Here is a 13,441-nt window from a genome sequence, read left to right as displayed (position 1 = left end):
CTCCGCCGGGCCAGTACATGCTCGTGCATAAACTGCATTTACTAACGCGAATATCTTCGTTCACGCTGCCGCCCGCGCAGCGCATACTGCCGCACTGATAGCCCGCTGCCACATCCGGCAGCCGGCCGGCCCATGGTTCGCATCGCAGCCATGGGCCACCTTCCCAACACCAGCGCGGCGGGCCACCATGCACGATCTCATCCAGCTACACGGCGTCAGTAAAAACTATCCTCTGCCTGATGGCAGCCAGTATCCGGTCCTGCAGGACGTCAGCCTGAGTATCGCCGCCGGCCAGATCGTCGGCCTGATAGGCCGCAGCGGCGCCGGCAAATCCACCCTGCTGCGCTGCTTCAACCTGCTGGAGCGGCCCGAGCGCGGCAGCGTGCAGCTCAACGGACAGGAACTTACCCGCATGCCGGCCGCACAGCTGCGCCGTGCACGCGAGCAGATAGGCATGGTGTTCCAGCACTACAACCTGCTGCACAACCTGACGGTGTACGACAACATCGCCTTTCCCCTGCGCCTGCACGAGCGCCTGAATCCGCCAAGGCTGGCAGCACGGGTCAGCGAATGTCTGGACATCGTCGGCCTGAGCGCACGTGCCGGCAGCTATCCGGCCCAGCTATCGGGCGGCCAGAAACAGCGCGTGGCCATCGCCCGCGCTCTGGCCAGCCGCCCCGAAGTGCTGCTGTGCGACGAACCCACTTCCGCGCTCGATGCCGATACCACGCGCAGCATACTGACCACTCTGCGCAACATCAACCAGACACTGGGCGTCACCATCGTCATCGTCAGCCACGAACTGGCGGCACTGAGCCAGCTCTGTCACCGCATCGTGGTGATGGACGAGGGCCGTATCGCCGAACAGTTCGATCCGGCCGATACGGCCCGCGTGCGCCACACGGCGCTGGGACGCGAGCTGGCCTTCTACCGCAGCGAAGCCGGTCTGGCTGCCAGCTGGGCGGGAGTGCAGCATGCTTGACACCGTACTGACGATAGCGCCCGAGCTGTGGCAGGCACTGGGCCAGACCCTGCTGATGCTGGCCATCTGCCTGAGCGTGGCGCTGCTGCTGGGCGGCCCGCTCGGTGTGCTGCTCTTCCTGCTGGGCCCCGGGCAGATCCTGCAGCAGCGCGTACTGGCCGCGGTACTGGGCTGGCTGGTGAATACCTTGCGCTCCTTCCCCTTCATCATCTTGCTGGTGGCGCTGGTGCCGCTGACGCGTTTGATCGTCGGCAGTTCCATCGGCCCGCTGGCGGCCTCGGTACCGCTGGCCTGCGCGGCCGTGCCGTATTTTGCCCGGCTGGTCGAGCAGCAGCTGCATGAAGTGCCCCGCGGCGTGCTGGAAGCGGCGGTGGCCATGGGTGCCAGTCCGTGGCAGATCGTGCGCAGGGTGCTGCTGGTGGAGGCCCGTTCCGGTCTGGTCAGCGCGCTGACGGTGCTGGCGATCAGCTTCCTGTCCTACTCGGCCGTGGCCGGCGTGGTGGGTGGCGGCGGCATCGGCGATCTGGCCATACGCTTCGGCTACTACCGTTTCGACACCAGCATGATGGTGTGCACCATCGCCGTGCTGGTGCTGCTGGTGCAGCTGATCCAGTTCGGCGGCAGCCGGCTGGCGCGCCGCCTCGACCGGCGCTGAACCCTATCCCTTCCCCCCATTACCTGACTAGATAGACGGAGAAAGAACCGCCATGCCATCCCATCGTTCCGTAGTACGCCGCCGCCTGCTCGGCCTTTCGCTGGCCATGCTGGCCAGCCACAACGTGGCCGCGCGCGACCCGCACGAACTGGTGATCGGCACCAGCGTCGGGCCGTATGCCGATCAGGTCAAGTTCGGCATCAAACCGATACTGGAAAAGCAGGGCTATAAAGTGAAGGTGGTGGAATTCAGTGACTACATCCAGCCCAATTTCGCGCTGGCCGAAGGCGCGCTCGATGCCAACATCTTCCAGCACATCGTCTACCTGCGCCAGTTCGCCAGCGAACACAAACTCGCGCTCAGCGAGCTGATTACCATTCCCACTGCGCCGATAGCGCTGTACAGCAAAAAGCACAAGGCGCTGACCGAAGTACGTGAAGGCGCGCTGGTCACCATGCCCAACGATCCCACCAATCAGGCCCGCGCACTGGTGCTGCTCGACCAGCTGGGCTGGATACGCCTGCGCCCCCAGATCGATCCGCTGCGCGCGTCGGAAAAAGATATCGCCGTCAACCTCAAGAAGCTCAAGCTGGTGGCACTGGAAGCGGCCCAGCTACCGCGCTCGCTGCAGGATAGCGACTACGCTTTCGTCAACGGCAATTTCGCCCTGGCCTCCGGCCTGAAACTGACCGATGCACTGATCACGGAAAAGATTTCGCCCAACTACATCAATCTGGTGGCCGTGCGCAGCGCCGACAAGGACAAGCCCTATGCGCGCGACATCGCCGCTGCCTACCGCTCGCGCGCCTTCCTCGATTACACCAACCAGCATCTGCAAGGCTATGCCAAGACTGACTACCAGCTGACGCAGCAAGCGGCGGCGCGCTAGCCCAGCCCGTCGCCGCGACGACCGTGCAGCACAGCGCTGCGTAGGCTTTCTGGCAAGGCTAGTCTATAATCGGCGCATGAATTTCTTCGCCCAGCGCCGCCTACTGCAAGTATGGATAGTCATGCTGACTTTCCTGTTCGGCCTGGTCGCGCCCAGCATCACGCGCGCGCTCGAATACCAGCAGGGCCGCAGCAGCAGCATCGAAATCTGTACCACCAGCGGCACTAAGCTGATCAAGCTCGATGGCGATGGCCAGCGCGAAAGCACGCCCGCCAAAGCCGGCATCGAACACTGCCTGTACTGCGCCACCCACAGCCCGCTGCTTGCACTGCCCGCCACGGCCACGCTGGTGCTGCCCGCCGTGAGCGGACGCGCGCTCTATCCTGCCCGCTACTACTCTTCAGCCCACACGGCCCACGTCTGGTCGGCCGCAAATCCGCGTGCGCCGCCCGTGCGCGCCTGAGTTCTCCTTTTCCTCCATTTTTTTCAAGCGCTCACTAGCGCCGCGAGTCCGGCGCAGGCTGCTGCACGTCCGTACCCCAGGCCGATAGGCCGGTACGCGGCCGGCCTGCGTACATAACACAGCAAGCTCGCAGTAACCGATACGTACCAAGGATAATATGAAGTTCTCTGCACACCCCCTGCATCTGCTGGCTGCCGCCGGCCTGAGTTTTGCCGCCAGCGCCCACGCCCAGACCGAAAGTGATCTACATCAGGAACCGCGCCTGAAAGTGCTCGTCACGGCCATGGCCGAAGGCTTGCCCACGCGCCCGTCCGGCATAGGCGACACCAGCCAGCTACTCAGCGCCATCGCCGGCTATAACGTGGCGCAGGGCGGCGGCGTGTCCGGCCTGCCCAGCGTGAACGGTCTGGCTGACGACCGCCTGAAAATCCGCATCGACGGCATGGAAATCACCTCGGCCTGCGCCAACCACATGAACGCCCCGCTGTCCTACATCGATCCCACCCAGGTCGGCCACATCGATGTGCTGGCCGGCGTCACGCCCGTCAGCGCGGGCGGCGACAGCATAGGCGGTACCATCACCGTGCGTTCCGCCGCCCCCGTGTATGCGGATACGGCCGGCGTCTTGCGCAGCAGTGGCAAGCTGAGTTTCTCCGGGCGCAGCAATGGCAATGGCCTGAGCAGCGGCATCAGCGCCAGCGTCGCCAGCGATACGCTGAGCGTGGGCTATAACGCCGCCTATGCACGCAGCCATAGCTATCAGGATGGCAATGGCCAGACCGTGCTGGCCAGCCTGTACGAGAGCATCAATCAGGCCGTGCTGCTGGGCTGGCGCGGCGATGGCCAGCAACTGAGCGTGCGCCTCGGCACCCAGCATATTCCGTATCAGGGCTACCCCAACCAGTACATGGATATGACGGACAACACTGGGCGCTACGGCAACGCCAGCTATCACGCCCGCTACGGCTGGGGCGAGCTCGATGCCAGTGCCTACTGGGAGCGCACCAGCCACGATATGGGCTTCTTCACGCCCGAACGCAAGGGCATGATGCCTATGCTGACGCAAGGCCGCAATACCGGCTATAGCCTGAAGGCCAGCCTGCCGCAAGGCGAAGGCACGCTGCTGCGCGTCGGTCAGGAATACCATGTGTTCCGGCTCGACGATTACTGGCCAGCCGTCGCCGGTTCCATGATGATGGGACCGCAGACCTATGTGAATATCAACGGCGGCCAGCGCGACCGGCTGGCCCTGTACGGTGAAGCAGAAACCCGGCATAACGCGCAGTGGACTAGCCTGTTCGGTGCCCGCTGGGAGTCGGTACGCATGGATACGGGCGCCGTGCAGCCCTATGCCAGCAATATGATGAATGCGGCCGATGCGGCCGCCGCCAAAGTATTCAACGCACGCGCACACAAGCTGCGCGACAACAACTACGATCTGACCGCGCTGGCCCGCTACGAGGCCGATGCTAGCAGCAGCTACGAGCTGGCAGCAGCACGCAAGACCCGCTCGCCCAATCTGTACGAGCGCTACTCGTGGGGACGCGGCAAGATGGCCATGACCATGACCAACTGGTTCGGCGACGGCAACGGCTATGTGGGCAATCTCGACCTGCGGCCTGAAACGGCCTACACGCTGGCCGCCACGGCGCACTGGCATGGCGGTAGCGGCGCGCGCAGCTGGTTCGTCAAGTTCAACCCGTATTACAACCGCGTGCAGGACTACATCGATGTGGATGTGCTGGGCCAGTTCAATCCCTATGGCCAGACCGCCGCTAATGGTGCCCTGCTGCAGTTTGCCAACCACAACGCCCGCCTGTACGGCGCCAATCTGAGCTGGCAGCTGCCGCTGGCGGCACCGGCTGCACTGGGCGCGTTGAACCTGAACGGCACGGCAGCCTACAGCCGGGGCCAGCGCGCCGATGGCGGCGCCCTGTATCACATCATGCCGCTCAATACCCTGCTGACGCTGGAGCAGCGCAGCGGTGCGTGGACTAACCAGCTCGAACTCAAGCTGGTGAGACGCAAGACCCAGCTCGATCAGCGCCGTATCGAAGCGGCGACGGCCGGCTATGGCTTGCTGGCCTTGCACACGCGCTACCAGCTGGGCAAACAGCTGCAGCTGAACGCGGGTATCAGCAATCTGCTCGACAAGACCTATGCCGATCCGCTGTCCGGCGTCTACCTGTCCGGCCTGCGTGCCGCAGGCGGCAGTCTGCGCGCCCTGCCCGGCATGGGCCGTTCCTTCGATGCAGGACTGAGCTACAGCTTCTAGGCGGCGCCGCCGCTAGCTGGCCGCGAGGGCCAGACGGGGGGCGCTGGCCGCCGCCGCGTTCTGGCGCTCGCCCAGCTTGAAGGCGGCCACCAGCGCCGCCAGATGCTGGGCTTCCTGTGCCAGCGCATCGGCCGCTACAGCATCTTCTTCCACCAGCGCAGCATTCTGCTGGGTGGTCTCATCAAACGCCACGATGGCATGGTTGATCCGTTCTATGCCTTCGTTCTGCTCCTGATTGGCATTGCTCATTTCGCCCATGATGGCCGTCACGCGCTGCACGCTGCTGACCACTTCCAGCATGGTGCTGCCGGCGCCGTCGACCAGCCGGCTGCCGCTTTCCACCGTCTGCACGGTGTTGTTGATCAGCTCCTTGATTTCCTTGGCCGCCGCAGCGGAGCGGTGCGCCAGATTGCGCACCTCGGTCGCCACCACGGCGAAGCCGCGCCCCTGCTCGCCCGCGCGGGCCGCTTCCACCGCGGCGTTCAGGGCCAGGATATTGGTCTGGAAAGCGATGCCATCGATGACGCTGATGATGTCGACGATCTGGCGCGAGGAGGCATTGATGACGCCCATGGTATCGACCACCTGCCGCACTGCCTCGCCGCCGCGCTCGGCGATCTGCGAGGCGCTCTGTGCCAGTGCATTGGCCTGGCGCGCACTCTCGTTATTCTGCCGCACCATGGCCGCCAGCCGCGCCATCGAGGTGGCCGTCTGCTCCACGCTGCTGGCCTGACGTTCGGTGCGGCGCGACAGTTCGGCATTCCCGTGCGCGATCTCGCCCGAAGCAGCAGCGATGGCATCGGCCCCGGCGCGCACCCCGCCTATGGTCTCGCGCATAGTAGTGAGCATTTCCACCAGCTTGCTCGCTAACCGGCTGCGCGGGCTGGTCTCCGCTGCCGACAGATCGATGCGCCCTTCGATGGCGGCCAGCGCTGCCACTATGCTTTCCAGCTCGGCCGCCTGACAGGCTGCACGGCGCAGGATCAGGGCCAGATGAATCAGCACTGCCGACTCCACTACCACATAGGCCGCATGGATAAACACCGTGGAGAGCTGCGGGCGGGTAAAGCACATCACGCCATAGCCCCATTCCTGCAGATAGTGGAAACTCAGGTGGTGCACGGCGATCACGGCCGCCGCCACCACGATGGGGCGCCAGTCGCGGTAAGCCAGCAGAAAAGCCAGATAGACGAAGATACCGAAGTGCAGTTCCGTCAGGCCCGCACCCTGATGGATATTCAGCGCCGCGAACACCATCAGCGCTACGGCGATGATGCAGCGGGTCGGCAAGGCGCCGGGCGCGTTGAAGTGCAGCAGGGCGGGAATGGCGGCAGCGGGCACGCCGATCAGCAGGGCCAGGCCCCAGGTCTGGTTCAGGCCTGCCAGCGCAAAGGAAAACAGCAGCAAGGCGCCCAGCACGCCCAGCATAATCTTGTCGGCCTGCTCGGCGATGGCTTGCAACGGATCATAACGCTCTTGCATGAAATACTCCCGATGTGAGATCTGAAGGATTACCGCGACGCTAGGCTGCTTGCGCGATGATATGCCAGAGTTCTCTGATCGGGAAGTATTTATTTACCCCGTGCCAGCCGGCGCAACAGCCTGCGCCACCAGGCCGGCGGCAGCACTCCCGCCTGGCCCGACAGGTCAGGCTTGCCCGGCTGGGCGGTGGCCAGCGTCATGCTCAGTCTGAGCTCGATGCGGGTGCCCTGCCCCGCAGCCGAATCAAGGCGGAACTGGGCGCCCATGGCTACGGCCCTTTCCTTCATGCCCACCAGCCCCCAGTGCCCTTCGCGCTGGCCGGTCTGGGCGATGTGGCACGGCAGCCCCTGACCGTTATCGCTGACCCGCACGATGAAGTAATCGCGCTGGTAATCGATTTCCAGCACCACCATGCTGGCCTTGGCGTGGCGCGCCGCATTGAGCAGCGCCTCACGGGTGATGGCATGCACCTCATTGCGCACGGCGTCGCACAGCACACGCGGCTTGCCCAGCACGCGCATGGTGAAGTGATCATGCAGCAGCACGCGCCCATACTGCTGCAGCGCCTGTTCCAGCTGGTCCGGTATGGCTTCGCTGCGCAGGTCCATGATGTGCTCGCGCCCTTCCACCATCAGCTGGTCGGCCAGATCCAGCGTCTGTTCCAGCTTGGCCCGTTCTTCCGAATCGCTGGGCAGACGCCGCGCCTGACTGTCGAAATACATGATCAGGCCCTGTACGCTCTGCAGCAGTGTGTCATGCAGGCCACGGGCGATCCGTGCACGCTCGGCCAGCCGTTCGTGCATCAGGTCCTGCATATGCGCGGTCAGATAGCGCACCCGCAACAGGTAAAAAATATACAGCAGCACCAGCGCCGCACCGGCCAGCAGCAGGTAGAACAGCGCCGTCTCCGTGAAGGCCGGTGCGATATTCAGCCACACGTCGGCGCCCTGCTCGTTCCATACCCCGTCTTCATTGGCGGCCTTGACGACGAAGCGGTAGCTGCCCGGCGCCAGATTGGTGTAGAACGCTTCGCGCCGGCCCTGCGGGTCTTGCCAGTCCCTGTCATAACCCTGCAACTGGTAGCGCAACGCCACCCGCTCCGGCATGTTCAGGCTCAGTGCCGTAAAATTGAAGCGCACGTCGCGCTGGGCCTGCGGCAGCTGCACTGCCGCGCCGGCCGGATAATCGAGCCCGCCTGCACGGATGCTGGTGATCTGCACCGACGGCGCCAGCGGATTGCGGGCAATGTGGCGCGGATCAAGGCTGGCCACTTCGCTGGCCGTGGAGAACCACAGCCGCCCCGTGCTGTCCTCGAGTACGCTGGAAAGGGGGCGGAACTGGCCCGGCAAACCGAGCAGACCATCGAGCGCATTGAACTGTTCGGCCGCCACCGTCTGTTCCGGCTGGGCCAGCAAACGCCGTACATCGGCGGCGCCTATGCGGGTAATTCCGCTAGCGCCATGCAGCCATAGCTCGCCATCGGCCGTGCGCACGATGCCGGAGATGCCGCGCAGGCCTATCGCCACGCCGCTCGCTGCCAGATGGACCGGCATGAAGTGCAACGGCTTGTGCTTCAGGTCCAGCACGGCCAGCCCCGTTTCACCACCCAGCCACAGGTGATCGCCATCCACCAGCAAGGCCAGCACATTGCCCAGCGCCAGTCCCTGCACGGGGCCATACCGCTGCACCGTACGGCCTTCTATCATCGCCACCTGATTGCGCAGATAGCCTACCCAGACCCGCCCCATTCCATCCCTGGCCAGACACATGGCCATGTCGTCCAGCAGGCCATCCAGTCCGCCATGCTTGCGCCACTGTCCGCCCTCGATGCGGTACAGGCCTTTGCGCCCTATCGATACCCACATCTGCTGCACCGGATCATGCACCATGGCCTGCACAGGGAAGCCCACCAGTTCGGCCGGCATGGGTGTGCGGCTGTACTGGGCCGGCCCGTTGCGGCGCCATAGCCCGTCGCCATTGCCCAGCCAGACCGCGCCCTGCTCGTCGCGGTAGGCGCTATCGAAATTGCCGGGCAGCTCAGGCTGGGCGCTGCCATCGGGCAGGTAGCGCCGCAGCGGCGCGGCCGAATCGGAGATCAGCATTTCGCCATTGCCGGCGCTGACCATCATGGGCTGGTCGAACGGCACGGCTACGGGCATCACCTGCAGTCGGTTACGCCGCAAACGGTCGATGCCGTTCGAGGTACCTATCCAGATACTGCCTTCGCGGTCCTGAAAAAACGTCTGCGGCAGCGGGCCGCTCATGCCGTTTTCCTTGCTCAGCTGCTGGGCCGGTGGCACCACCCCACTGCCCGGCTGCAGATGGCGTAGCAGCGCATGGAAGCGCAAAGTCCACATGCCGCCGGCGCGGTCGAAATGGATGCCGTTGCCTTCCACTTCCGCCCGCGCTGGCGCATGGCTAGCCGGTGCCGTCATGCTCATGCGGTAGCATTTGCTCAGGCCATCGCAGGCCCACATGGTGCCATCCGGCCCTTGCGCCATACCCATCAGGTCCAGCAGTGGCCAGGCCTGCGTGTAGCGGCTGGCGCCGGGGGCGCGGAAATACACCCCGCCCTGAGCCGACACCCACTGCACACCGGCGCGGTCGAACACGATCTGGCGCACCAGCGTTTGGGCCAGCCCGGACGCTGCATCGGGCGTGGTGAAGCGCTGCGCACCGGGCGCCAGACTGGCCATACTGGCGCTGGTGGCCACCCACACCGTACCATCCGGTCCCTGCGTGATGCTCCACACGGCGCTATCCGGCAAGCCCTGTTCGGGACCGAAATGGCGCACGCCCTGCCTGTCGAATACGCTCAGGCCACCGAGCCGGTAGCCCACCCACAGGCTGCCGTCGGCCGGGGCCAGCAAACCCATCACATTGCTCGAGCGTAGCGCCTGCCCGTACACCTTGTCCATCCGCTCAAAATGCAGGCCGTCAAAACGGAACAGACCGGCAGGCGTGGCCGCCCACAGCCAGCCATCGCTGGTCTGGGCGATCTTGTGCACATCGATGGGGGCACCGTTCAGGCCATTCCACGCGGTATGGGTGTAATCGGAGAGCAGCGGGCTGGGCGGAGCGGCCAGTGCGGTCCCTGCCTGCGCGGGCGGCAACACCAGCAACAGGATGGCACAGCAGGCCGCCAGGCCGCTGCTCAACGCGGCCCGCATTTTTTCAAAATACACAAACATTCCTCTGGGCATTATGGAAATGATAGTGTAACCAGAAACACAAGAAGGTAAAGGGCTGGCGGCGATGACTTTTTTCACATCGTCAGCCTGCCAGCAGCGCGCCCAGTATGGCTATCGGCAGCAGCAAGGCATAGAAGCCGGCCCACTGGTAGGCAAACGCGCCATGGATGGCACCGAGGCCGAAGGCCAGCACGGGCCAGAGGAATTTCCACAGCCGCGACAGCGTGCCCGGCGCAGCACTGGCGCGCGCCAGATCGACCAGATCGATCACCAGCTGGGTCACATTCCCCGTCATCACGGTGGTCGGTGCCAGTTCGCTCCAGACCAGCCGGCTGGCCGCATTCTGCACGCCCATCGCCGCAGCACCGGCCATGCCGGCCAGCAGCGGCAGCAGCGCGTCCGTCTGCTGCACGGGCGTGGCAGCCCGGCCCAGCAACATGAACGCCAGCAGCAGCACGAGTTGCAGCAACGTCAGCGCCCGGGCCGCCGGACGCTGGCGCGCTTCCAGCCACACGGCCAGCAAGCGCGCGGCCGCCACCGCAAGAATGAAAGCGGGAAAGGCCAGCAGCTTGATCAGCACACCGTGGCCGGGCCGCGCCAGCTCGCTGCCTATCAGCACGAAGTTGCCCGTGACGTGGGCCGTGAACAGGCCGAACAGAGCGACAAAGCCCACCGTGTCCACATAGCCTGCCGTATAGCCGAGCGCCACACCGAGCGCGTGCCGGCTAGCCATGGCCAGCACCGCCAGACGGCGGCCGGGCAGCGGACGGCGCCCCCATGCGCAGCAGCGCAGGCAGCGTGTAGCGCCCAGCGCCGGCCACGCTGATGCTGGCAAAGATCACCAGCAGCAGCCAGCCGAACTGGCCGTCGGCCAGACTCCAGTCCGGATGCACCGCCAGCATGGACACCAGCAACAGGACCAGCACGGGCACACAGGCCAGCCGCGTGAGCACACCAGCCGCTATCGCCAGCGGGCACGCGACCTCGGCCAGCAAGGCCAGCCACAGGGTCAGCTCGCGCCCGATGTGTAGCGGATCGTCGATATGCGCCAGTTCGCCTGCGTAATGCTGCAGCTTGGGCAGGCCGTGCACCGTCAGCAGCAGCACGGCGCCACCGAGGCGCAACAGCAGCAGGCCCAGATCGGGCTGGGGCGCCAGCCATGGGAATGATTTCAGCATGGCGTCCTCACAGCAGCTGGGCGGCGGCCAGATAGCCGGCCGTCATGGCCACCACCAGCAGTGCGCCGATGGGCGTGGGCGGGGCCGGTGAAGGAATATCGAGCCAGCGGCACAGGCCACCGATGGCCAGTCCCAGTAGAACTCCTAGCAGCAGTCCCATTTCAGCTCTCCTTGCCCGTGCTGATGGCATGGCCGCCGCACAGGCTTTTATGGCGTGCCTCGCAGTGGCGCATGGAACGGTCCACCAGCCAGTAACCCACGCTCATGGCAAACACCAGCAGCGCTCCGCTCAGCACGGGCGGCGACGGTACGGGAATGTGCAGTAGCTGGCAGCCGGCACCGGTGATGAACGAGATCACCAGCCCCAGTAACACTTTGGCATAAGACATAGCCCCTCCGTCAGAAAGCAAAGCAGCTGCAGCCGAACGCGCCCCAGAAGCCGGCGTAGTCGGACACGGGCACTTTGGAGCGGCGCGCCACATCATGCTGGTGCGCGTGCACGCCACAGGCACCGCGGCACTGGTGCGCCAGCGCCGGTGTGGCCTGGGACGAATACACGGCGCGGTAATGGCCGCTGACTTTGCTCACAGGCGACCACTCGGGCAGCACGGGCAAGGCCGGCGGACCGAGCGGGCCGAATTCGGCTGCGCCATAGACGATCTTGCCGTCGACGATAGTGAGCACGGATTCGATATCCTTGATGCAGCCTTCCGGCACGCTGAAGTAATCGGCCGACAGCACGGCCAGATCGGCCAGCTGGCCTTGCTTGATCTGGCCTTTCTTGCCCTGCTCGTTGGAGAACCAGCTACTGCCCCGGGTCCACAGCTCCAGCGCTGCATCGCGCGACAGGCGGGCGTTCACGCCGGCGATGCGCAAGCCGCCCACGGTGCAGCCGGACACCAGCCAGTACAGCGCCGTCCACGGGTTGTAGCTGGCCACACGGGTAGCATCGGTGCCGGCACCGACCGGCACGCCCATTTCCAGCATCTTGGCCACGGGCGGCGTGGCGCTGGCCGCCTCGGCGCCATAGCGTTCGACAAAGTACTCGCCCTGGAAAGCCATGCGGTGCTGGATGGCGATGCCGCCGCCCAGTGCGCGCACCCGTTCGATATTGCGCTCGGAGATAGTCTCGGCGTGGTCGAACATCCAGTGCAGGCCATCGAAAGGAATCTCGCGGTTGACCTTTTCGAACACGTCCAGCATGCGGCTGATCGATTCGTCATAGGTAGCGTGCAGACGGAAGGGCCAGCGCTGGCTGACCAGATGGCGCACCACTTTTTCCAGTTCGTCTTCCATACCGGCGGCCAGATCGGGGCGCGGCTCGAGGAAGTCTTCAAAGTCCGCAGCCGAGAACACCAGCATTTCACCGGCGCCGTTGTGGCGGTAGAAATCGCTGCCATCGCCGGGCTTGACCATCTCGCTCCAGCGCTCGAAGTCCTGCAACTCCTGCCCCTTGTTCTGGGTGAACAGGTTGTAGGCAATGCGCACGGTGAGCTGCTGCTCGCGCGCCAGCTGGTCGATGATGGCGTAGTCTTCCGGGTAGTTCTGGAAGCCGCCGCCCGCATCGATGGCGCTGGTCAGGCCTAGCCGGTTCAGTTCGCGCATGAACTGGCGGGTGGAATTGACCTGCATTTCCAGCGGCAGCCTGGGGCCTTTGGCCAGCGTGGCATACAGAATCATGGCGTTCGGACGCGCGATCAGCATGCCGGTCGGATTGCCGGACGCATCGCGCTGGATTTCGCCACCGAGGGGATTCGGCGTGTCCTTGGTATAGCCCACCGCGCGCAAGGCGGCACGGTTGAGCAGAGCGCGGTCGTACAGGTGCAGGATGAACACGGGCGTATCGGGCGCCGCCGTGTTGATTTCATCGAGCGTAGGCATGCGCCGTTCGGCAAACTGGAATTCCGTCCAGCCGCCCACCACGCGCACCCACTGCGGCGATGGCGTGCGCAAAGCCTGCTGCTTGAGCATGCGCAGCGCATCGGCCAGCGAAGGCACGCCTTCCCAGCGCAGTTCGAGGTTGTAATTGAGTCCGCCGCGGATCAGATGAATGTGGGAATCGTTCAAGCCGGGGATCACGCAGCGTTTCTGCAGGTCGATCACGCGGGTCTGTTCGGTCAGCAAGCGCATGATGCTGGCGTCGTCGCCGACGGCGAGGAATTTGCCATCCTTGATGGCGACGGCCGTGGCCAGTGGCTGGCTGCGGTCCACGGTGTGGAACTGGCCGTTATGGAGTATCAGGTCTGCGGACATGGGGGGCCTTCCGGTATTCGGGGTGTGGAAGCGGCCAGCCTACACGCTGGCCGCTTCCAGTCTAACAAGCTAA

General features: G+C 65.0%; 12 protein-coding genes. 5 read left to right on the top strand and 7 right to left on the bottom strand.

The features are described from left to right. Positions 1-187: 187 nt before the first annotated feature. From GTP23_RS02380 to GTP23_RS02360, 5 genes are all read left to right on the top strand, one after another. Positions 188-982, top strand: a complete 795-nt coding sequence (locus tag GTP23_RS02380) for a methionine ABC transporter ATP-binding protein (protein WP_161033691.1) — start codon at positions 188-190, stop codon at positions 980-982. Beyond that, on the top strand, positions 975-1,637 hold the full coding sequence (locus tag GTP23_RS02375; protein WP_161033690.1) for a methionine ABC transporter permease: 663 nt from the start codon (positions 975-977) through the stop codon (positions 1,635-1,637). Before GTP23_RS02380 ends, GTP23_RS02375 begins: the two co-directional genes overlap by 8 nt. Positions 1,638-1,689: 52 nt before the next feature. Then, positions 1,690-2,526: a MetQ/NlpA family ABC transporter substrate-binding protein gene (locus GTP23_RS02370; protein ID WP_161033689.1), complete on the top strand. Its 837-nt coding sequence runs from the start codon at positions 1,690-1,692 to the stop codon at positions 2,524-2,526. A gap of 76 nt (positions 2,527-2,602) precedes the next feature. Then, on the top strand, positions 2,603-2,989 hold the full coding sequence (locus tag GTP23_RS02365) for a DUF2946 domain-containing protein (protein WP_161033688.1): 387 nt from the start codon (positions 2,603-2,605) through the stop codon (positions 2,987-2,989). Positions 2,990-3,146: 157 nt separating this feature from the next. Next, entirely contained in the window at positions 3,147-5,264 is a 2,118-nt protein-coding gene (locus GTP23_RS02360; protein WP_161033687.1) for a TonB-dependent receptor plug domain-containing protein, read from the top strand. 12 nt (positions 5,265-5,276) lie between these two features. On the opposite strand, the gene GTP23_RS23005 is transcribed toward GTP23_RS02360, so the two are convergent. From GTP23_RS23005 to GTP23_RS02325, 7 genes are all read right to left on the bottom strand, one after another. Beyond that, positions 5,277-6,746: a methyl-accepting chemotaxis protein gene (locus GTP23_RS23005; RefSeq protein WP_161033686.1), complete on the bottom strand. Its 1,470-nt coding sequence runs from the start codon at positions 6,744-6,746 to the stop codon at positions 5,277-5,279. 89 nt (positions 6,747-6,835) lie between these two features. Next, entirely contained in the window at positions 6,836-9,931 is a 3,096-nt protein-coding gene (locus tag GTP23_RS02350; RefSeq protein ID WP_161033685.1) for a sensor histidine kinase, read from the bottom strand. An 88-nt stretch (positions 9,932-10,019) separates the two neighbouring features. Continuing rightward, positions 10,020-10,670 (bottom strand): YoaK family protein, encoded by a 651-nt coding sequence (locus GTP23_RS02345; protein WP_161033684.1) that lies wholly within the window; start codon positions 10,668-10,670, stop codon positions 10,020-10,022. Next, positions 10,663-11,115: a DoxX family protein gene (locus GTP23_RS02340; protein ID WP_161033683.1), complete on the bottom strand. Its 453-nt coding sequence runs from the start codon at positions 11,113-11,115 to the stop codon at positions 10,663-10,665. The genes GTP23_RS02345 and GTP23_RS02340 overlap by 8 nt, the downstream gene beginning before the upstream one ends. A gap of 7 nt (positions 11,116-11,122) precedes the next feature. Then, positions 11,123-11,275, bottom strand: a complete 153-nt coding sequence (locus GTP23_RS02335) for a XapX domain-containing protein (protein WP_155432944.1) — start codon at positions 11,273-11,275, stop codon at positions 11,123-11,125. 1 nt (position 11,276) lies between these two features. Further along, the gene (locus GTP23_RS02330; RefSeq protein ID WP_161033682.1) at positions 11,277-11,504 is read right to left on the bottom strand and encodes a DUF1427 family protein; all 228 of its coding nucleotides are present in this window, start codon (positions 11,502-11,504) and stop codon (positions 11,277-11,279) included. A gap of 10 nt (positions 11,505-11,514) precedes the next feature. Next, positions 11,515-13,368: an amidohydrolase gene (locus GTP23_RS02325; protein WP_161033681.1), complete on the bottom strand. Its 1,854-nt coding sequence runs from the start codon at positions 13,366-13,368 to the stop codon at positions 11,515-11,517. Positions 13,369-13,441 lie beyond the last annotated feature (73 nt).

It is taken from the genome of Duganella fentianensis, assembly GCF_009857835.1.
Taxonomy (GTDB): Bacteria; Pseudomonadota; Gammaproteobacteria; order Burkholderiales; family Burkholderiaceae_D; genus Rugamonas; species Rugamonas fentianensis.
Note: the sequence above shows the minus strand (reverse complement) of the source record. Positions and strands in the feature narration are given on the sequence as shown.